This window comes from Pseudomonas koreensis, assembly GCF_036668835.1.
GTDB classification, from domain to species: Bacteria; Pseudomonadota; Gammaproteobacteria; order Pseudomonadales; family Pseudomonadaceae; genus Aquipseudomonas; species Aquipseudomonas koreensis_I.
The window spans coordinates 684,679-703,101 of record NZ_JAZEVW010000001.1 but is presented as its reverse complement, the minus strand read 5'-3'; the positions used below and the strand labels follow the sequence as shown (position 1 = coordinate 703,101).

Sequence of the window (18,423 nt, the reverse complement as noted above, 5' to 3'; positions counted from 1 at the left end):
TTGCAAGTCTGGTCGTTTAGTTATGCAAGCCTCCTTCGGGCTTATCGAGGAGTGTTCATGCTAACCCAGGAAGAGGATCAGCAGCTGGTCGAGCGCGTTCAACGCGGTGACAAGCGAGCTTTCGATCTGTTGGTGCTGAAGTATCAGCACAAGATTCTCGGGTTGATCGTGCGATTTGTGCACGACACCCATGAAGCCCAGGACGTGGCTCAGGAAGCCTTTATCAAGGCGTATCGAGCGCTTGGAAACTTTCGCGGCGACAGTGCGTTTTATACGTGGCTGTACCGTATTGCCATTAACACGGCAAAGAATTACCTGGTTTCACGCGGCCGCCGGCCGCCGGACAGCGATGTAAGTTCCGAGGATGCAGAGTTCTACGATGGCGATCACGGCCTCAAGGATCTCGAATCACCAGAACGAGCTTTGCTGCGGGATGAGATCGAAGGCACCGTCCATCGAACCATCCAGCAACTACCAGAAGATTTGCGTACGGCTTTAACTTTGCGCGAATTCGACGGTCTGAGTTACGAGGACATTGCGAGCGTCATGCAGTGTCCGGTGGGTACCGTGCGCTCCCGGATTTTCCGCGCTCGGGAGGCCATCGACAAAGCCCTGCAACCGTTGTTGCAGGAAAACTGAGACAGCGGCGACAGCCAAGAGAGGAACGCCATGAGTCGTGAAGCCCTGCAGGAATCGCTGTCCGCAGTGATGGATAACGAAGCGGACGAACTGGAATTGCGTCGAGTGCTCAATGCACTGGATGATGTTGAAACCCGTGAGACCTGGGCTCGTTACCAGATCGCTCGGGCAGCCATGCACAAGGATCTGCTGCTTCCGCGTCTGGATATCGCTGCGGCAGTGTCTGCTGCGCTGGAAGACGAAACGGCCCCGGCCAAAGTATCTCGCAGCCCATGGCGCAGCCTCGGTCGTCTGGCGGTTGCAGCCTCGGTGACGGTTGCTGTGCTGGCGGGTGTTCGCCTGTACAACCAGGACGAGATCGCTGGCGTTGAATTGGCTCAGCAGTCCAATCAGCCAACGCTGGCCACCCCGCAAGTCAAGGGCCCGGCTGTTCTGGCAGGCTACAGTGAGAGTTCTGAAGCCACTGGTCCTATGGCCAACGGCGTACTGCAAGGTCAGCCAGGCTGGCATGATCAGCGTCTGCCGGGCTACCTGCGTCAGCATGCACAACAGGCTGCTCTGAAAGGCACTGAAAGCGCGCTGCCTTATGCACGTGCCGCAAGCCTGGAAAACCGTTAAGGAGGATCATGCGCGCCATACCTCTACTTTCGCTTCTGCTCAGTGGCTGGTTCGTTGTTCCAGCCCACGCTGATGAGGCCCAGGATTGGTTGACCCGGCTGGGCCAGGCCGAGCAGCAGCAAAGCTTTCACGGTACTTTCGTTTACGAGCGTAACGGTAGTTTTTCTACCCACAACATCTGGCATCGCGTCCAGAACGGCCAGGTCCGCGAGCGGTTGCTTCAGCTCGACGGTTCGGCACAGGAAGTCGTGCGCATTGATGGGCATACTCAATGCGTCAGCGGCACCCTGATTGCCGGACTGGGAGACTCGCCAAATGCTGCGGCTCGTCCTCTTGATCCCAAAAAGCTGAAAAACTGGTATGACCTTGCCGTCATTGGCAAGTCGCGCGTGGCCGGTCGAGATGCAGTGATCGTGGCGTTGACGCCGCGTGATCAGCATCGCTACGGATTCGAATTGCACCTGGACAAAAAAACCGGTCTGCCGCTCAAATCGTTGCTGTTGAACGACAAGGCGCAATTGCTCGAGCGATTCCAGTTCACCAGTCTTGATACTGATGAAGTGCCGTCGGACGGTGATTTGCAGGCCAATGCCGATTGCAAGCCAGTCAAGCTCGACAGCGATAAGGCATCGGCCGTCAAAACGGCGCAAACCTGGCATTCGGACTGGCTGCCGCCGGGCTTCGAGCTGACCAGCAGTGCATCGCACAAAGACGCCGAGACCAAGACGCAGGTCAACAGCCTGCTGTACGACGATGGGCTTGCGCGTTTCTCGGTTTTTCTCGAGCCATTGAACGGCGCGACAGTGACCGATACCCGCACTCAACTCGGCCCGACCGTTGCTGTTTCCCGCCGCTTGACCACGCCTTCGGGCGAAATGATGGTGACCGTGGTCGGCGAGATCCCGATCGGCACTGCCGAACGAATTGCTCTGTCGATGCGAAATACCGATGGCGCCGCAACCAGCAAACAGTGAGCTGATTTCAGCTGTTCGCGTTTCATCAACGAGGCGTGGAAATGTTTGCTGAGCATTTTCATTTGCAAATACCCCGGAAATTTTTTATAGGTCAGAGCCTCACGGCTCTGGCCTTGTTTGTTGTTGCCGGAACAAAAATGCCGGTCTGTGGTTTCCGGTGTTCCTTGCTCCATATCGCTTAACCCTGCTCGTCGTAACGGGAGCTGTATGTCGATACTTAGCTTGAAGTCTTATCTTTCCATCTTTGCCACTGTGCTGGTGCTCGGTCAGGCAGTTCCTGCTGCGCAGGCGGCCGATCTGCCCGACTTCACCCAATTGGTCGAACAAGCTTCGCCAGCCGTGGTGAACATCAGTACCACGCAGAAACTGCCGGATCGCCGAGTGAACCAGCAGATGCCTGATCTTGAGGGCCTGCCGCCGATGCTGCGCGAGTTTTTCGAGCGTGGCATGCCACCGCAGCAACGATCCCCGCGTGATGGTCGTCAGCGTGAGGCGCAATCGTTGGGTTCCGGCTTCATCATTTCTCCGGACGGCTACATCCTGACCAACAATCATGTGATTGCCGATGCCGACGAAATCCTTGTTCGCCTGGCTGACCGCAGTGAGATGAAAGCCAAGCTGATCGGCACCGACCCACGCTCCGACGTGGCCCTGCTGAAAATCGAAGGCAAGGATCTGCCGGTCCTCAAGCTCGGCAAGTCCCAGGATCTGAAAGCTGGCCAGTGGGTGGTCGCCATTGGTTCTCCATTCGGCTTTGACCATACAGTGACCCAAGGCATCGTCAGCGCCGTTGGCCGCAGTCTGCCGAACGAAAACTACGTGCCGTTCATCCAGACCGACGTGCCGATCAACCCGGGCAACTCCGGTGGCCCGCTGTTCAACCTGAATGGTGAAGTGGTCGGCATCAACTCGCAGATCTACACCCGCTCGGGCGGTTTCATGGGCGTGTCGTTCGCCATCCCGATCGACGTGGCCATGGACGTATCCAACCAGCTCAAAAGCGGTGGCAAAGTCAGCCGTGGCTGGCTGGGCGTAGTCATCCAGGAAGTGAACAAGGATCTGGCCGAATCGTTCGGCCTGGATAAACCGGCCGGTGCGCTGGTTGCACAGATTCAGGACGACGGCCCGGCAGCCAAGGGCGGCCTGCAAGTAGGCGACGTGATTCTGAGCATGAACGGCCAGCCGATCGTCATGTCCGCTGATTTGCCGCATCTGGTCGGCGCGCTGAAGGCTGGTGCCAAAGCCAATCTGGAGGTGATCCGCGAAGGCAAGCGCAAGAACGTCGAGTTGACGGTCGGCGCGATCCCGGACGAAGACAAGGACCTGGATACGCTGGCGAAATCCGGCGTTGAAAGCAGCAGCAACCGCCTCGGTGTCGCAGTTGGCGAGCTGACCGCGGAGCAGAAGAAAGCCTACGACCTCAAAGGTGGCGTGGTGATCAAGGAAGTGCAGGATGGTCCTGCAGCCCTGATCGGCCTGCAGCCAGGCGACGTGATCACCCACCTGAACAACCAGGCCATCGGTTCGGCCAAGGAGTTCACCGACATCGCCAAAGCGCTGCCGAAGAACCGCTCGGTGTCGATGCGCGTTTTGCGTCAGGGCCGTGCAAGCTTCATTACCTTCAAACTGGCTGAGTAATCCGCCGGGAAAGTAAAAAGAAAACCGCCTCGAAAGAGGCGGTTTTTTTATGCCTGAAGCGTTTTTCTCAGCAGACGGGACTCAGCCCATCATGTCCTTGATCATGCGTTCCTGCTCCATCAGCTCACGCTGGCGGGCGTCGATGCGTGATGACAGTGGGAAGTTGCTGCCGGCCTTGCGCTTGGCAAAGTCCAGTTGCTGAATCGCCTGACGGTAGTCGCCGACCAGTGCGAAATATTCCGCCCGAGCCTGGTGCAGGCCGATGATGTTGCCCGACAAGCCGCGCGTTTCCGCCACTTGATACCAGACGTCCGGATCGTCCGGGCGCGACTTGAGCAACGCTTCCAGGGCTTTCTCGGCGTCCGGGGCGCGGTTCTGCTTGAGCAGCAGATCAACGCGTACCTGATTGAGCGGATAGTTGCCCGGATACTGCGTCAGCATGCGGTCCACCCGGGACTGTGCATCGGGCAAGCGGTTGTTGGTGATATCCAGGTCGACCTGCGCGAGGTTGTAGATGATCTCGTTCGGCGATGTTGCCAGCAGTTGTTTGAGATTCTCGCGCGCTTCGTTCAGTTGCCCACCCTTGATCTGCGCGATGGCCAGACCGTAGCGAGCCACATCGTTTTTCGGATTCTCGTCCAGCAGCGCGCGGAAACGCTTGGCGCCCAGCCCCGGTGTTTCTTCATAGATCAATTGCACCCGCGCGCGGATCAGTTGATAGCGTTTGGAGTCTTCGATACCACCCGGTTTGGCCTGTTCGGCGCGGTTGCGGGTGTCAGCGATACGCGATTCGGTCACCGGGTGCGTGAGCAGGAATTCCGGCGGCTTGGCATCGAAGCGATACTGGCGCATCAGGCGTTCGAACATGGTCGGCATCGAGCGCGGGTCGTAGCCGGCCTTTTCCAGGTTGAGGATGCCGATGCGGTCGGCTTCCTGTTCGTTCTGCCTGGAGAAGGTCCGTTGCGCCTGAATCGCCGCCGCCTGGCTACCGGCAATCGCCGCAATCCCGGCATCACCTCCCCCAGCTGCAGCGATGACGATCCCGGCCAGCAGAGCAGCCATCATCGGCACCTGCATGCGCTGCGAAGCCTCGACGCCGCGGGCGAAGTGGCGTTGCGACAAGTGGGCCAGTTCGTGTGCGAGTACCGAGGCATATTCGCCTTCGGTCTGCGCATTGAGAAACAGACCGCCGTTGACCCCGACCACGCCGCCAGGCGCCGCGAAGGCGTTGAGTTGCGGGCTGTTGATCAGGATGAATTCAAGGCGCCGGTCAGTGACCTGGCTGGTTTCCACCAGTTTGTACACGCTGGATTCAACGTAGTCTTTCAATTGCGGGTCGTTGAGTTGTGACACCTGGCTGCGCAACATTGCCAGCCAGGCGCGGCCGAGCTGGTATTCCTGTTGTGGCGAGACAATGGCAGAACTGGCGTCGCCGAGTGACGGCAGATCGTCGGCAAAGCCTGGTGAGGCGAGCAGGCAAGCGAGCGTCAGCAGGGTAGGGCGCAGAAAAGTCATGCACAAAGCCTTAGAAGACAAAGACCTTACTGTAGCCGGACACCAACGCTGCGACCAGATATTCTAGGCAGCTCAAGACCTGAACCGGAGTGACGCAATGAGTGACGCTGTAGCCCCTGACGTAGAACTGGACGCCACTGGCCTGAACTGTCCGTTGCCGTTGCTCAAGGCAAAAATGGCGCTGAACAAAATGGCCAGCGGCGAAGTACTCAAGGTGATTGCGACGGATGCGGGCTCGCAACGCGACTTTCGCACCTTTGCCAAACTCGCCGGTCATGCGCTACTGCGTGAAGAGGACGAAGCTGGCGTCTTCCGTTACTGGTTGAAAAAAGCCTGAAACTGACAGCGTAAAAACTTGGGGATTATTGATGTTCAAAGTGTTGCGCGACTGGATTCAGCGCTATTTTTCCGATGAGGAAGCGGTGGTGCTGGCAGTGCTGCTGTTTCTCGCCTTCACGGCGGTGCTCACCCTCGGCGGCATGCTTGCGCCGGTGTTGGCAGGTATGGTGCTGGCTTATCTGATGCAGGGGCTGGTGGTCACGCTTGAGCGTATGCGCGTGCCGGGCGGTGTCGCGGTGGGGTTGGTATTTGCGCTGTTCATGGGCGCGCTGATGCTGTTCATCGTCGTCGTGCTGCCGTTGCTCTGGCATCAATTGATCACCCTGTTCAATGAGCTGCCGGGAATGCTCGCCAAATGGCAATCGTTGCTGTTGTTGCTGCCGGAGCGCTATCCGCACCTGGTATCCGATGAACAGGTGCTGCAGGCAATCGAGGCGGCGCGCGGCGAGATCGGCAAGTTCGGCCAGTGGGCGCTGACTTTCTCGTTGTCGAGTCTGCCGCTGCTGGTGAACATCATGATTTACCTGGTGCTGGTGCCGATCCTGGTGTTTTTCTTCCTTAAAGACCGGGCGATGATCGGTGAGTGGGTGCGTGGGTATCTGCCCCGTGAGCGTGCGTTGATTACCCGCGTTGCGCAGGAAATGAACCGGCAGATCGCCAATTACATCCGCGGTAAAGGCATCGAAATCGTCATTTGCGGTGGCGTGACCTACATCGCTTTTATCGCGCTCGGCCTGAACTACGCGGCGCTGCTGGCGCTGCTGGTGGGCCTGTCGGTGGTGGTGCCGTATGTGGGTGCCGTGGTGGTGACCGTGCCGGTGTTATTGATCGCGCTGTTTCAGTGGGGCTGGAGCGATCAGTTCATCTATCTGATGGCGGTCTACGGAATCATCCAGACGCTGGACGGCAACGTGCTGGTGCCGCTGCTGTTTTCCGAAGCGGTCAACCTCCATCCGGTGGCGATCATTTGCGCAGTGCTGCTGTTTGGTGGGCTGTGGGGATTCTGGGGGGTGTTTTTTGCGATTCCGCTGGCGACGCTGTTCAAGGCTGTGCTCGATGCATGGCCGCGCAAGGAACCGGTGGTGGCGCCGCTGCTTTAGCGGTTGATGCAGAATTACCGGGTAGGGCTTCTGGCCCATTCGCGATCAAGCTCGCTCCCACATTGGATCTGTGGCGTTCGCCAGTCCGATGTGGGAGCGAGCTTGCTCGCGAAGGCGTCATTGAGGTAGACGCAACAACCTCAGGCTTTATTCAACGCCTGCGCAGCAGCCAAAACCGCATCAACATGCCCCGGCACCTTCACACCGCGCCATTCCTGACGCAGTACGCCATCCTTGTCGATCAGAAAGGTGCTGCGATCAACGCCCAGGTATTCCTTGCCATACAGCTTCTTCAACTTGATCACGTCGAACAACTGGCAGACGGCTTCGTCCTTGTCGCTGATCAGCTCGAACGGAAACTCCTGCTTGCACTTGAAGTTCTCGTGGGACTTCAGGCTGTCGCGGGAAATGCCGAAGATCTCTGTGTTGGCAGCCTTGAACGCCGCGTATTGATCGCGAAAACCCTGACCTTCGGTGGTGCAGCCCGGGGTGCTGTCCTTCGGGTAGAAGTAGATCACCACTTGCTTGCCCTTGAGCGCCGCCAGGCTAACGGTTTGCCCGCTGGTGGCAGGGGCTTCGAAATCGGCAACCGGTTGGTCGATGACAACGGCCATTAGAGCTTCCTTACATTGGGTTTTGTGGGCGCCAGGGCTCGATCAATGCATCCAGATTCATCGCATCGGAGAAATCGAGGAACTGATCACGCAGCCAGCTGATCTGGGTGCCGGCCGGCAGCGTCACGGTAAATGTGGCGTTGAGCATGGTGCCGCCGGTTTGTGGCGCCTGATAGGTATCGCAGGTCAGGTTTTCCAGCTCGACATTGTGGTCCATGAAAAACTGGCACAGCTCATTGATGATGTCCGGGCGATACGCCGAGCTGACGTAAGCCACATAGGGCAATGCCTGCGGGCGGTTTTCCAGCGGTGCACTGCGCACCACATTGACCGTGAAAGCGTGTTTCTTGGCGAGGCCGGGCAGGCTGCCTTCGAGGCGGGCGAGGGCGTCCCAGCTCCCGGAAATCTCGAGAACCAGCGCACTGCACTCACCGTGGCGAGTCAGGCGTGAAGTCACCACGGCGCAGCGATTCTCATGGCTGGCGCGGCACAGCACGTTGGTCAGCTCCATCGGGTTGGCGCCGAGAGCGCTGATGACAAGGAATTGTTCGCGAACTGTGGGGGTGGACATGCAGCATTCCTAAAGCGATGAGCGGTCGGTAGGTTGAGGCATTGGATGCCGGAAGGTGCCTGTTGTGGCGGTCCGTTCAGCGCGACCCGGTCAGCGCCCACGGTTCGCTCCATTGGCGTGCGAGCACGTCGAGGCGATGCAGGAACAGGGTCTGGAAGGCCGAAACGGGAGGCAGAAACCCGGCGTACAAGCTGATCAGTACCGATCAAAGTCTGAAGGGTAGCGAAAAGCGGCGCCAAGGGGAATGGCCGCAGCGCAGTACTTCGCTTGTGCAAGCATCTTGGCGCCAGTACCATTACCGCTCTCTTTTTCCGGCAGGAGCGGTTTCATGATTGCGGGCAGTATGGTGGCACTGGTCACTCCCATGGATGCACAAGGGCGTCTTGACTGGGACAGCCTCAGCAAACTCGTGGACTTCCACCTCAAGAACGGCACCCATGCCATTGTCGCGGTCGGTACTACCGGCGAGTCGGCAACCCTTGATGTAGACGAACACATCGCCGTGATCAAAGCCGTGGTCAAACAGGTCGCCGGGCGCATTCCGGTCATCGCCGGGACTGGCGCCAACTCGACCCGCGAAGCCGTCGAATTGACCCGCAATGCCAAGGCTGCCGGTGCCGACGCCTGCCTGCTGGTGGTTCCTTATTACAACAAGCCGACCCAGGAAGGTCTGTACCAGCACTTCAAGCACATCGCTGAAGCGGTCGACATTCCACAGATTCTCTACAACGTTCCCGGCCGCACCTCCTGCGACATGCAGGCCGAGACCGTGATTCGCCTGTCCACCGTGCCGAACATCATCGGCATCAAGGAAGCGACCGGCGACCTTAAGCGTGCCAAAGCGATCATCGATGGCGTGAGCAACGATTTCATCGTGTTGTCCGGCGATGATCCGACCGCGGTCGAACTGATCCTGCTGGGCGGCAAAGGCAACATCTCGGTGACCGCCAACGTCGCGCCGCGTGAAATGGCCGATCTGTGCGAGGCCGCGCTCAAGGGCGATGCCGACACCGCACGCGCAATCAACGAAAAACTGATGCCGCTGCACAAAGACCTGTTCATCGAAGCCAACCCGATTCCGGTGAAGTGGGCTCTGGTCGAAATGGGCCTGATGCACGAAGGCATCCGCCTGCCACTGACCTGGCTGAGCACACCTTGTCACGAAACGCTTCGCACGGCCCTGCGCCAGTGCAGCGTCCTGGTTTAATTGAGGAAGTACAACGCATGAAGCGAATGGCCGGACTTTCCGCACTTGCCTTGATTATCTCCAGCACCAGCGGCTGTGGATGGGTCTGGGGGCCGGAAGGTTATTTCCGCGACCGTGGTAGCGATTACCTGCAAGCGCAACAGACTGCACCGATGCAATTGCCACCGGATGTAAACACTTCCAAGCGTCTCGATCCGCTGTTGCCGATCCCACGCAACGTCGCCGATGACACGGCCAAGGGCGAATACATCGTGCCGCGCCCGCAGCCGTTGTCTGCCGTGGCCGATGCCAGCGATTACTCGCTGCAAAAGAGCGGCGACTCGCGTTGGGTCGTGGCCCAGCATCCACCGGCCGAAGTCTGGCCAGTGGCGCTGCAGTTCTTCCAGGACAACGGTTTCCGTCTGGATGAACAGCGTCCGCAGACCGGCGAGTTCACCACTACCTGGCAGCACTCTGATGAGCTGTCGGCATCAATGGCCAAGCGCTTGAGCGCGGCCGGCATCGCCAGCGACAGCGAAACCCGCGTGCGTGTACGCATCGAGCCGGGCGTGCAGCGCAACACCAGTGAGATCTACGTGGTCAGCGCCGAGCGTCCTGCCGGCAGCACCGCTGATGTAGCTTTCACCAACCGTTCGGTCAACACTGGCCTGGACGCTGCGCTGGTCGACGACATGCTCGCGAGCATGAGCCGTACGTCCGAGAAGGGCGGTTCGGTGTCGATGCTGGCTTCGCGTGATTTCGACGCGCCAAGCCGTGTCAGCCTCAGCGAAGACGGCAGCGGCAACCCGGTATTGAACGTCGGCACCGATCTGGACCGTGCCTGGTCGAGCGTTGGCCGTGCACTGGAACAGGGTGAATGGCGCGTTGAAGACATCAACCGCAGCCTGGGTCTGTACTACATCAACCTGGCCGAAAAAGCCGAGAAGAAAGACGACAAGCCAGGCTTCTTCAGCAGCCTGTTCGGCAGCGCGCCGAGCAAGGAAGAAGTTGAAGCCCGCGCCGAGCGTTATCAGGTACGCCTGAGCAAGGTCGGCGAGAACATTCAGGTGACCGTCGAGAAAAACATCAACACCGTCGCGCCAGCTGATGTGGCGCGTAAAGTGCTGAGCGTGATTCAGGACAATCTGGGCTGATCGACCATGCGTTTTGCCGTTCTCGGCAGCGGTAGCCAAGGGAACGGCACGCTGATCGCCAGTGCTGATACGTACGTGCTGGTGGATTGTGGTTTTTCCCTGCGGGAAACCGAAAAACGCCTGTTGCGCCTGGGCGTTCACCCGGCGCAGCTGAGCGCGATACTCGTGACCCACGAACATGCCGACCACGTGCATGGCGTGGGTTTGCTGTCTCGGCGCTACAATCTGCCGGTCTACCTCAGTCGCGGCACACTGCGCGGGATGCGCAAACCGCTTGAACCGACGGGTTTTCTGGCCGGTGGTGAGCAGCTGCAGATCGGAGCGCTGAACGTCGGGGTCATTGCCGTGGCCCATGATGCGCAGGAACCGACCCAGTATGTCTTCAGCGATCAGGAACAGCGCCGCTTCGGCCTGCTCACCGACCTGGGATCGTACTGCGAGCGGGTGCTGGACAGTTACCGCGATCTCGATGCATTGATGATCGAGTCCAATCATTGCCGCGACATGCTGGCGCGCGGTCATTACCCGTACTTTCTCAAGCAGCGGGTGGGCGGCGAGCTGGGACATTTGAACAACCATCAGGCGGCATTCCTGGTGGCCGAGTTGGGCTGGCAGGGCTTGCAACACCTGGTCCTGGCCCATCTGAGCAGCAAGAACAACCTGCCGCAGCTGGCCCGGCAATGTTTTGTCGACACCCTCGGGTGCGACCCGGACTGGCTGCAACTGGCCGATCAAGATTCAGGGCTCGACTGGCGCCACATCGCCTAGCCCACCTACTTAGCAAGCGGAGCCCATCATGGAAAAACGTGAAGAACTCTACCGCGGCAAAGCCAAATCGGTTTACAAGACCGACGACGCTGACCGCTTGATCCTGCTGTTTCGCAACGACACCTCGGCGTTCGACGGCAAGCGCATCGAGCAACTCGACCGCAAAGGCATGGTGAACAACAAGTTCAACGCCTTCATCATGCAGAAACTCGAAGCGGCCGGCATTCCGACCCAATTCGACAAACTGCTGGCTGACAACGAAGTCCTGGTGAAGAAACTCGACATGATCCCGGTCGAGTGCGTCGTGCGTAACTACGCCGCCGGCAGCCTGGTCAAGCGTCTGGGCGTCGAAGAGGGCATGAAGCTCAACCCTTACACCTTCGAACTGTTCCTCAAGGACGACGCCAAGGGTGACCCGTTCATCAACGAATCCCACGTTGTGGCATTCGGTTGGGGCACCGCCGAGCAACTGGCGCGCATGAAAGAACTGTCGCTGAAGGTCAACGAAGTGCTGACCAAGCTGTTCGACGACGCAGGTCTGCTGCTGGTCGACTTCAAGCTTGAATTTGGCGTGTTCAGCGACGGCTCCATCGTCCTCGGCGACGAGTTCAGCCCGGACGGCTGCCGTCTGTGGGACAAGGACACCAGGAAGAAGATGGACAAGGACCGCTTCCGCCAGGGCCTCGGTGATGTCATCGAAGCCTACGAAGAAGTCGCCAATCGTCTGGGTGTACCGCTTTAATCGACGCAAGCATCTGATAGCACGAACAAATTTTCGAAAGAGGGTTTGCTTTCGGTAAAAGTGTTGTTATGATGCGCGCCGTTGGAGAGATGCCAGAGTGGCCGAATGGGACGGATTCGAAATCCGTTGTACCTTCACCGGTACCTAGGGTTCGAATCCCTATCTCTCCGCCATTACATAGAAAAAGCCCCGTAGATGAAAATCTACGGGGCTTTTTTGTTTCCGAGCGAGAGCGGACAAAGAGCCTGGGAATCGGTCGTCCCGTAAAAATCCTGTGACCTTGTCTGCCATTACGCAACGACTCGCTCCGTTGCCCGATGCGCATAAAAGCCTTGCAGACGATTATTTGTCTGCAGGGCTTCTTCGTTTTTACGGGGACGAGCTCTCAACAGAACCGAGGTTTCAAATCTCCTTAACCGGCGTCTCCCCCTGCACCGCCTTGATCAACCCGATCACGTGAAGACAATCCGCCTTGTTCACATAAGACTCGCCGCTGGCGATGGTCTCGTGGTTTCGCGCTCTCAGTCTCCAGCGCCATTGTCCTTTGCCGGTGCTGGAGGTGCCTCTGGATTGCCTGTAAATCTCGAAATACATTCAGTTCGCTCCATGCGATTTAGATGTACGCCAGTCGGTGTGGCGCATCGTCGCAAGCCTAGCGCAGACGGTTTTTTTGGCTATCGGACATTTGTTTCCAATCGTTGGCGGATGTTTCCGCGGGGCGCGTATTAGAGCGGGGGGATAGGCGTCCGGATTGGCCGATATGCCGCTGTTTGCTTGTTGCAACGCTGCCAGCGCTACTGCTTAATACGGGACGGCTCATGGCGTCGAAACTGATAGGCGACCGACAAACACTATAAAAAAAGAGCACTCCCTTTGACTGAGCACGGAACGCAACAGGCCGGGCAGGTGACGTTATCGCTGGTGGTCCCGGTTTTCAACGAAGAGGACAGCCTCGACACCTTTCTGCGGCGGATCAATGAAGTCTTCCAGCAACAACCGTTGATTGACCTTGAACTGGTGTTCGTCAATGACGGCAGCACCGATGCCACCCTTGAGCGTTTGCTCGGGCATCAGCGGCATGACCCGCGTCTGCGCATCGTTGATTTGAGTCGTAACTTCGGTAAAGAGGCGGCGTTGTCTGCCGGTCTGCAGATCGCGGGCGGGCAGATTGTCGTGCCGATCGATGCCGATCTGCAGGATCCGCCGGAAGTCATTCTGCATATGATCGAGCGTTGGCGCGAAGGTTATGAAGTCGTGCTGGGGCATCGGGTCAGTCGCCGCAGCGACACCTGGGCCAAGCAGACCTCGGCGCATTGGTTCTATCGCCTGCACAACCGGATTGCCGAACTGCCGTTACCCGAAAATGTCGGCGATTTTCGTCTGATGGATCGCTGCGTGGTCGATGCCTTGCTGACGCTGCCCGAATCCCGGCGCTTCATGAAGGGCTTGTTCGCCTGGGTCGGTTTTCGCACCACGCATGTCGATTACGAACGCCCTGAGCGCGTGGCGGGGCAGAGCAAATTCAACGGCTGGCGGCTATGGAATTTCGCCCTTGAGGGCATCACCAGCTTCAGCACCGAACCGTTGCGCGTCTGGACGTATGTGGGCGCGCTGGTGTCGCTGGTATCGTTTGCCTTCGCCATTTTCATTGTTTTACGCACGTTGATTCATGGCGTCGACATGCCCGGTTACGCCTCGTTGATGGTGGCCGTGACCTTTCTTGGCGGCTTGCAATTGATCGGTATCGGCGTGCTCGGTGAGTACCTGGGCCGCACCTATATCGAATCCAAGCGCCGGCCGGTTTTTCTGGTGCGTCGCGTCTACGACCCCAAGGACTGAACATGGATCTCAAGGAAACCGACATCCTCGGCGACAGCATCAATGAGCATTGGTATTACAGTTCGAAGGCCGCGGCCACCCGACGCTTGCTCGGTGACGGGCCGATCCAGCGAATTCTCGATGTGGGCGCCGGCTCGGGTTTCTTCTCGCACCACCTGCTGACCCACACGCAGGCGCGCGAAGCGTGGTGCGTCGACATCAGTTACCCCGCCGACTCCAGCGGTGCTGTCGCTGGCAAACCGGTGCATTATCGCCGCGACATCGATCACGTCGACGCCGATCTGGTGCTGCTGATGGACGTGCTCGAACATGTCGATGACGACCTCGGCTTGCTCAGGATGTACGTCGACAAAGTGCCGTCGGGCAGTCGCTTTCTGATGACCGTGCCGGCATTCCAGTTCCTGTGGAGCGGTCACGACGACTTTCTCGAACACAAGCGCCGCTACACCCTGGCGCAGTTCGAAACCCTGGCGCGCGAAGCCGGGTTGACGGTGCAGCACGGTGCGTATTATTTCGGCGCGGTGTTTCCGCTTGCCGCAGCGTTGCGTTTGCTGCCGCAGGGCCCACAGGCGCAACCGCCGCGCTCGCAACTCAAGCGTCATCATCCGCTGGTCAATACCGTGCTCAAGACGCTTTGCAGCCTTGAGTTGCCACTGATGGGGATGAATCGTCTGGCGGGTCTGAGCGTATTTGTACTGGCGCAGAAACCGTGACCCCACGCGAAAGAGCCGCGTTCATTCAGCGTGGTGTGCGCTTTGCTGTGACCGGTTTGTTCGTCACGGCTTTGCATGCGTTGGTCGCGATCACGTTTATCAACTTCATCAGTCCTTTACCACCCTTGGCCAACGGCGTGGCGTTCGCCGTGGCAACGGTCGTGTCGTATGTGATCAACACCACCTGGAGCTTTTCGGCGCGGTTACATGGCCGAACGCTGCTGCGGTTTCTGCTGGTGTCGGTCGGCGGATTTTTCCTGGCCATGTTGGTCGCCTGGGCGGCACAGATGGCAGGGCTGCATTATTTGCTGGGCATCGTGGCGGTAGCGTTGACGATTCCCGCTTTCACGTTCGTGCTGCATAACTTCTGGACGTATCGATGGGGGAATTGAACAAGCATCCGGCGCTCGCGCTTTTGCCTGTATTGCTGGGCATGCTGGCATTTTTTCTGGTGATCGGCCCGAATGCGTTGGACCCGCAGAATATCGCCTGGCTCGAGGGCGGCGATCCGGCGACGCATTACCTTGGCTGGGTAAATTTCCGCCATGGACCGTGGACATTTCCGCTCGGGCTCAATCCGTCTTATGGACTGGAACTGGGCAGTGCGGTGATCTTTTCCGATTCCAATCCGCTGCTGGCAATCCTGTTCAAAACCGTCGATGGCTGGTTGCCCGAGACGTTTCAGTATTTCGGCTTATGGTTGCTGGCCTGTTTTGTCTTGCAGGCCTGGTTCGGTTGGAAATTACTTGGCCTCATCACCGATAACGCCGCGCTGCGCCTGTTGGGCTGCGGATTGCTGGTGTTCTCGCCGCCGATGTTCTTGCGCACCGGTGGGCACCTGTCCCTGGTCGCGCACTTTCTGATTCTCGCCGCCTTATATCTGGCCTTGCATCCGGCACTTGAACGGCGTCGCCTGGCCTGGGGCACCTTGCTCGGCGCGACGGCGTTGGTGCATGCCTATTTATTAGTGATGGTGGCGTTGATCTGGGTGGCTGACCTGTTCGGTAAAGTCATGGCCGGCAAGCTGAGTCGGCGTCGGGGGCTGATCGAGTTCGGTGGCTTGTTTGCGTTGGTCAGCGTGTGTTGCTGGCAGGCGGGCTATTTCAGCATCGTCGACGGGGCGGGCGGCGGCAGTTTTGGCTGGTATCGGATGAACCTGCTGGCCTTGTTCGATGCGGACGGCTGGTCGTACGTGGTGCCGGGCTTCGCCAAGGGCGGCGGCGACTACGAAGGTTTCAACTATCTGGGCCTCGGTGTACTGATGCTGTTGCCGTTGGCCGCGATTGCGCTATGGCGACGCAACATCAGGCTGAAGTCGCTAATGCTTCGCTGGCCATGGCTGCTGTTGGCAATGATCGGGCTGACTCTGTTTGCGCTGTCCAATCAGATCGGTTTCGGCGCACACACCTTCAGTTATCCGCTGCCGAAAACCATCGAGGCACTGGCGAGCATTTTCCGCGCTTCGGGCCGGATGTTCTGGCCGGTGTTTTACACCTTGGTGTTACTGGTGATCTACCTGATTGTGCGTGGATACCGGGCGCCAATCGCCATCGGCTTGCTGGCTGTGGCATTGACCGCACAAGTCACCGACACAAGTATTGCCTGGCAGGGGCTGCGCGCGACGAAAATGCTGCCGCCGTCCTCGGTGTGGACCAGCTCGATGCGCGACCCGTTCTGGGACAGCGCGGCGGCTCATTACCAGAACATCCGCGCCCTGATGCCGAAAAACCAGTCGGATCAATGGCAACCCATTGCCTGGTTTGCCGCGACACATGGCGTGAGCACCGATGCCGTGTATATGGGACGCATGAGTCCCAAGGCTCTCGACCAGGCTCAGCGTGATGCACAACGCCGGCTGAGTTCCGGAGATTATGCAGCTGATTCGCTGTACATCCTCGATGATGACGCGCTGGATCTGGCGGTGAAGAGTGTGCGCAGCGAGACCGACCTGCTGACCCGCGTCGACGACTTTGTCGTGCTGGCGCCGGGCTGGAAGCGTTGCGACCAGTGCCTGCCAATGGTCGATGAGGGGCGTTCGATGTCGGCGCTGCCCTTGAGCCAACCGGGGCTGGTGCAACTGTTCAATCGCAAGAGCCGACAGTTGCTCAACGGCTGGGCCGCGTCGGAAAGCTGGGGAACATGGAGTGAAGGGCAAGAGGCGCAAATCGCTGTGCGTGTCGCGCCGCAGAGTACTGCGATCGTCATGGACGTGCTGGCATTCGCCATGCCGCCCCGGTTGACTCAACGAGTGATCGTCAGCATCGACGGGGCTGAAGCCTTGTCAACGCGCCTGACCCAGGTGCAAGACAACGTGCTGGAGATTCCGCTCAGCGCAGCGGTCCAGGACAAATTGAAAAATGGCCAACCGTTGATCTTGCAAATTCACTTGCCGGACGCGACCAGTCCGCGAAACCTCGGCTTGAACGATGATGTGCGCGTGATGGGGCTGGGTCTGAAATCGCTGACCGTCCGTTGAATCTGCAATGACTGCGCAAACGTTGATGGACGCCGGGCTCGGCGTCTTTCTACACTGCCCGCATTCCGGGGAGCAGGGGGCAATGGATGAACCGCAATGAACTTCGCAAGGCCGATATCAACCTGATGGTGGTGTTCGAGACCTTGATGCTCGAACGCAACGTGACCCGAGCGGCGGAGAAACTGTTTCTCGGCCAGCCGACCATCAGCTCGGCACTCAACCGCCTGCGCACGATGCTCAACGACCCGCTGTTCATCCGCGTCGGTCACCGCATGGAGCCGACGGCCCGCGCCGAAGATATCTTTCGTCATCTGAAACCGGCGCTTGATTCGCTGTCGGTGGCGCTGAGCCTGACCCGCGATTTCGACCCGGCGGTGAGCACCATGACCTTTCGCATCGGCCTGTCCGATGACGTCGAGTTCGGTCTGCTGCCGCCGCTGTTGCGAGCGCTGCGCCAGGAAGCGCCGAACGTGGTGTTTGTGGTGCAACACGTCGATTACTGGCGGATTCCCGATCTGCTCGCCGCGGGCGATATTACCGTTGGCATCAGCCAGACCCGCGGCCTGCCGGCCAACGCCAAGCGCAAATTGCTGCGGCACATCCAGCCGAGCATTCTGCGCGCCGATTCCAGCGATACACCGCTGACTCTGGATGAATATTGCGCGCGCCCGCACGTACTGGTCTCGCACACGGCCAATGTCAGCGGCTACGCTGACGAGTGGCTGGCGGAGCTGGGTCGCACGCGCCAGGTCGTATTGTCGGTACCGCAATACAGCGCGTTGCCGGCACTGCTGGCCGGTACCGACCTGATCGCCAGCCTGCCGGATTACACCGCGGCGGCGATGGCTGCGTCTGGATTGCTGTTCCAGGAGCCGTTTCCGTTCAAGACACCCACGCTGGACCTGTCGATGGTCTGGCTCAGCCACGTCGACAGCGACCCGGCCGAGCGCTGGTTGCGTTCGCGGCTGGAAGCCTTCATGAGCGAACGGCCACAGCCCCCACTTGCATGATCACCACTTGACCTGTGGGAGCGAGCCTGCTCGCGAAGCGGTCTGACAGGCGCACATGCATAATCTGACAGGACGCTTTCGCGAGCAGGCTCGCTCCCACAACGATCTCGTATGACTGTGCTATATGTACCGCCCTACGCCCCACTGACCGGAGTCCCGCAATGCCACACCTGCACCTGGAATACACCGCCAACCTGCCGCTGAACGCCGATGTCGCATTGATCCGGCTCAACAACACTCTGGTGGGATCCGGTCAGTTCGCTGCCGAGTTCGATATCAAGGGCCGTGCGGTCAAGGTCGAGACATTCAAGGTCGGTACCGCGATCGCCGAGCGTGGGTTCGTTCACGTCAAACTGGCCCTGCTCAGTGGGCGTTCGCCTGAGATCAAGAAGCAGTTGTCGCAAAGTCTGCTGGCGGCTCTGCAGGACATCTGCGAATGGCCGGCCGCTGTCGAAGTGCAATTGTGTATCGAACTGCTCGACATCGATCGCGAGTCCTACAGCAAAGCTGTGGTGGGCGTGTAGGAC

At 59.1% G+C, this 18,423-nt stretch carries 20 protein-coding genes and 1 tRNA gene; 17 read left to right on the top strand and 4 right to left on the bottom strand.

Going from position 1 to position 18,423, the window contains the following annotated elements; genetic code table 11:
* The first annotated feature begins 57 nt into the window (after positions 1-57).
* The 4 genes from rpoE (at position 58) to V6F91_RS03090 (ending at position 3,869) form a co-directional block, all read left to right on the top strand.
* Positions 58-639, top strand: coding sequence for an RNA polymerase sigma factor RpoE (gene rpoE / locus V6F91_RS03105; RefSeq protein WP_003172477.1), 582 nt, complete (start codon positions 58-60; stop codon positions 637-639).
* 30 nt (positions 640-669) lie between these two features.
* Complete coding sequence (locus V6F91_RS03100; RefSeq protein ID WP_090282201.1) at positions 670-1,257, top strand: sigma-E factor negative regulatory protein; 588 nt, start codon at positions 670-672, stop codon at positions 1,255-1,257.
* 8 nt (positions 1,258-1,265) lie between these two features.
* On the top strand, positions 1,266-2,231 hold the full coding sequence (locus V6F91_RS03095; RefSeq protein WP_332762257.1) for a MucB/RseB C-terminal domain-containing protein: 966 nt from the start codon (positions 1,266-1,268) through the stop codon (positions 2,229-2,231).
* 207 nt (positions 2,232-2,438) lie between these two features.
* The gene (locus V6F91_RS03090) at positions 2,439-3,869 is read left to right on the top strand and encodes a DegQ family serine endoprotease (protein ID WP_332762255.1); all 1,431 of its coding nucleotides are present in this window, start codon (positions 2,439-2,441) and stop codon (positions 3,867-3,869) included.
* An 81-nt stretch (positions 3,870-3,950) separates the two neighbouring features.
* Here V6F91_RS03090 and V6F91_RS03085 read toward each other — a convergent pair whose 3' ends face one another.
* Positions 3,951-5,384: a M48 family metalloprotease gene (locus V6F91_RS03085; RefSeq protein ID WP_093103796.1), complete on the bottom strand. Its 1,434-nt coding sequence runs from the start codon at positions 5,382-5,384 to the stop codon at positions 3,951-3,953.
* A gap of 97 nt (positions 5,385-5,481) precedes the next feature.
* Here V6F91_RS03085 and V6F91_RS03080 point away from each other — a divergent pair, with 97 nt between their 5' ends.
* Together V6F91_RS03080 and V6F91_RS03075 are read left to right on the top strand one after the other, a co-directional pair.
* The gene (locus V6F91_RS03080; RefSeq protein WP_203421100.1) at positions 5,482-5,721 is read left to right on the top strand and encodes a sulfurtransferase TusA family protein; all 240 of its coding nucleotides are present in this window, start codon (positions 5,482-5,484) and stop codon (positions 5,719-5,721) included.
* 31 nt (positions 5,722-5,752) lie between these two features.
* Entirely contained in the window at positions 5,753-6,823 is a 1,071-nt protein-coding gene (locus V6F91_RS03075; RefSeq protein WP_090282206.1) for an AI-2E family transporter, read from the top strand.
* Positions 6,824-6,963: 140 nt separating this feature from the next.
* Here the strand turns inward: V6F91_RS03075 and V6F91_RS03070 are convergent, their stop codons facing one another.
* Both V6F91_RS03070 and V6F91_RS03065 read right to left on the bottom strand, forming a co-directional pair.
* Complete coding sequence (locus tag V6F91_RS03070; protein ID WP_332762251.1) at positions 6,964-7,437, bottom strand: peroxiredoxin; 474 nt, start codon at positions 7,435-7,437, stop codon at positions 6,964-6,966.
* 10 nt (positions 7,438-7,447) lie between these two features.
* Positions 7,448-8,008 carry a glycine cleavage system protein R gene (locus tag V6F91_RS03065; RefSeq protein ID WP_090282208.1) on the bottom strand — a complete coding sequence of 187 codons (561 nt, stop codon included), beginning with the start codon at positions 8,006-8,008 and terminating at the stop codon, positions 7,448-7,450.
* Between the two features lie 328 nt (positions 8,009-8,336).
* Here V6F91_RS03065 and dapA point away from each other — a divergent pair, with 328 nt between their 5' ends.
* The 5 genes from dapA (at position 8,337) to V6F91_RS03040 (ending at position 12,031) form a co-directional block, all read left to right on the top strand.
* Positions 8,337-9,215, top strand: a complete 879-nt coding sequence (dapA, locus tag V6F91_RS03060) for a 4-hydroxy-tetrahydrodipicolinate synthase (RefSeq protein WP_332762249.1) — start codon at positions 8,337-8,339, stop codon at positions 9,213-9,215.
* A gap of 17 nt (positions 9,216-9,232) precedes the next feature.
* Positions 9,233-10,348 (top strand): outer membrane protein assembly factor BamC, encoded by a 1,116-nt coding sequence (gene bamC, locus V6F91_RS03055; protein ID WP_090282211.1) that lies wholly within the window; start codon positions 9,233-9,235, stop codon positions 10,346-10,348.
* 6 nt (positions 10,349-10,354) lie between these two features.
* Positions 10,355-11,116, top strand: a complete 762-nt coding sequence (locus V6F91_RS03050; protein WP_332762247.1) for an MBL fold metallo-hydrolase — start codon at positions 10,355-10,357, stop codon at positions 11,114-11,116.
* 28 nt (positions 11,117-11,144) lie between these two features.
* Positions 11,145-11,858, top strand: coding sequence for a phosphoribosylaminoimidazolesuccinocarboxamide synthase (gene purC, locus V6F91_RS03045; RefSeq protein ID WP_332762245.1), 714 nt, complete (start codon positions 11,145-11,147; stop codon positions 11,856-11,858).
* An 83-nt stretch (positions 11,859-11,941) separates the two neighbouring features.
* Positions 11,942-12,031 (top strand) — tRNA-Ser (locus V6F91_RS03040).
* Positions 12,032-12,260: 229 nt separating this feature from the next.
* On the opposite strand, the gene V6F91_RS03035 is transcribed toward V6F91_RS03040, so the two are convergent.
* Positions 12,261-12,452, bottom strand: coding sequence for a YegP family protein (locus V6F91_RS03035; protein WP_332762243.1), 192 nt, complete (start codon positions 12,450-12,452; stop codon positions 12,261-12,263).
* 279 nt (positions 12,453-12,731) lie between these two features.
* On the opposite strand from V6F91_RS03035, the gene V6F91_RS03030 reads away from it, so the two are divergent.
* The 6 genes from V6F91_RS03030 to V6F91_RS03005 all read left to right on the top strand — a co-directional run bounded on the left by V6F91_RS03030 (position 12,732) and on the right by V6F91_RS03005 (position 18,420).
* Positions 12,732-13,697 carry a glycosyltransferase family 2 protein gene (locus V6F91_RS03030; protein WP_332762241.1) on the top strand — a complete coding sequence of 322 codons (966 nt, stop codon included), beginning with the start codon at positions 12,732-12,734 and terminating at the stop codon, positions 13,695-13,697.
* Between the two features lie 2 nt (positions 13,698-13,699).
* A complete protein-coding gene (locus V6F91_RS03025; RefSeq protein ID WP_332762239.1) occupies positions 13,700-14,410 on the top strand; it encodes a class I SAM-dependent methyltransferase in 711 nt (236 codons plus the stop codon).
* Positions 14,407-14,802 (top strand): GtrA family protein, encoded by a 396-nt coding sequence (locus V6F91_RS03020; protein WP_332762237.1) that lies wholly within the window; start codon positions 14,407-14,409, stop codon positions 14,800-14,802. Before V6F91_RS03025 ends, V6F91_RS03020 begins: the two co-directional genes overlap by 4 nt.
* Positions 14,790-16,886, top strand: coding sequence for a DUF6311 domain-containing protein (locus V6F91_RS03015; protein ID WP_332762235.1), 2,097 nt, complete (start codon positions 14,790-14,792; stop codon positions 16,884-16,886). The genes V6F91_RS03020 and V6F91_RS03015 overlap by 13 nt, the downstream gene beginning before the upstream one ends.
* An 86-nt stretch (positions 16,887-16,972) precedes the next feature.
* Complete coding sequence (locus V6F91_RS03010) at positions 16,973-17,896, top strand: LysR substrate-binding domain-containing protein (RefSeq protein WP_332762233.1); 924 nt, start codon at positions 16,973-16,975, stop codon at positions 17,894-17,896.
* Between the two features lie 161 nt (positions 17,897-18,057).
* Positions 18,058-18,420: a 5-carboxymethyl-2-hydroxymuconate Delta-isomerase gene (locus V6F91_RS03005; RefSeq protein WP_332762231.1), complete on the top strand. Its 363-nt coding sequence runs from the start codon at positions 18,058-18,060 to the stop codon at positions 18,418-18,420.
* Positions 18,421-18,423: the final 3 nt, after the last annotated feature.

Bases quoted from the DNA above. Each gene is read 5' to 3' on its own strand.
- rpoE (WP_003172477.1), top strand. From the start codon at position 58: ATGCTAACCCAGGAAGAGGATCAGCAGCTGGTCGAGCGCGTTCAACGC.
- V6F91_RS03100 (WP_090282201.1), top strand. From the start codon at position 670: ATGAGTCGTGAAGCCCTGCAGGAATCGCTGTCCGCAGTGATGGATAAC.
- V6F91_RS03095 (WP_332762257.1), top strand. From the start codon at position 1,266: ATGCGCGCCATACCTCTACTTTCGCTTCTGCTCAGTGGCTGGTTCGTT.
- V6F91_RS03090 (WP_332762255.1), top strand. From the start codon at position 2,439: ATGTCGATACTTAGCTTGAAGTCTTATCTTTCCATCTTTGCCACTGTG.
- V6F91_RS03085 (WP_093103796.1), bottom strand. From the start codon at position 5,384: ATGACTTTTCTGCGCCCTACCCTGCTGACGCTCGCTTGCCTGCTCGCC.
- V6F91_RS03080 (WP_203421100.1), top strand. From the start codon at position 5,482: ATGAGTGACGCTGTAGCCCCTGACGTAGAACTGGACGCCACTGGCCTG.
- V6F91_RS03075 (WP_090282206.1), top strand. From the start codon at position 5,753: ATGTTCAAAGTGTTGCGCGACTGGATTCAGCGCTATTTTTCCGATGAG.
- V6F91_RS03070 (WP_332762251.1), bottom strand. From the start codon at position 7,437: ATGGCCGTTGTCATCGACCAACCGGTTGCCGATTTCGAAGCCCCTGCC.
- V6F91_RS03065 (WP_090282208.1), bottom strand. From the start codon at position 8,008: ATGTCCACCCCCACAGTTCGCGAACAATTCCTTGTCATCAGCGCTCTC.
- dapA (WP_332762249.1), top strand. From the start codon at position 8,337: ATGATTGCGGGCAGTATGGTGGCACTGGTCACTCCCATGGATGCACAA.
- bamC (WP_090282211.1), top strand. From the start codon at position 9,233: ATGAAGCGAATGGCCGGACTTTCCGCACTTGCCTTGATTATCTCCAGC.
- V6F91_RS03050 (WP_332762247.1), top strand. From the start codon at position 10,355: ATGCGTTTTGCCGTTCTCGGCAGCGGTAGCCAAGGGAACGGCACGCTG.
- purC (WP_332762245.1), top strand. From the start codon at position 11,145: ATGGAAAAACGTGAAGAACTCTACCGCGGCAAAGCCAAATCGGTTTAC.
- V6F91_RS03035 (WP_332762243.1), bottom strand. From the start codon at position 12,452: ATGTATTTCGAGATTTACAGGCAATCCAGAGGCACCTCCAGCACCGGC.
- V6F91_RS03025 (WP_332762239.1), top strand. From the start codon at position 13,700: ATGGATCTCAAGGAAACCGACATCCTCGGCGACAGCATCAATGAGCAT.
- V6F91_RS03015 (WP_332762235.1), top strand. From the start codon at position 14,790: ATGGGGGAATTGAACAAGCATCCGGCGCTCGCGCTTTTGCCTGTATTG.
- V6F91_RS03010 (WP_332762233.1), top strand. From the start codon at position 16,973: ATGAACCGCAATGAACTTCGCAAGGCCGATATCAACCTGATGGTGGTG.
- V6F91_RS03005 (WP_332762231.1), top strand. From the start codon at position 18,058: ATGCCACACCTGCACCTGGAATACACCGCCAACCTGCCGCTGAACGCC.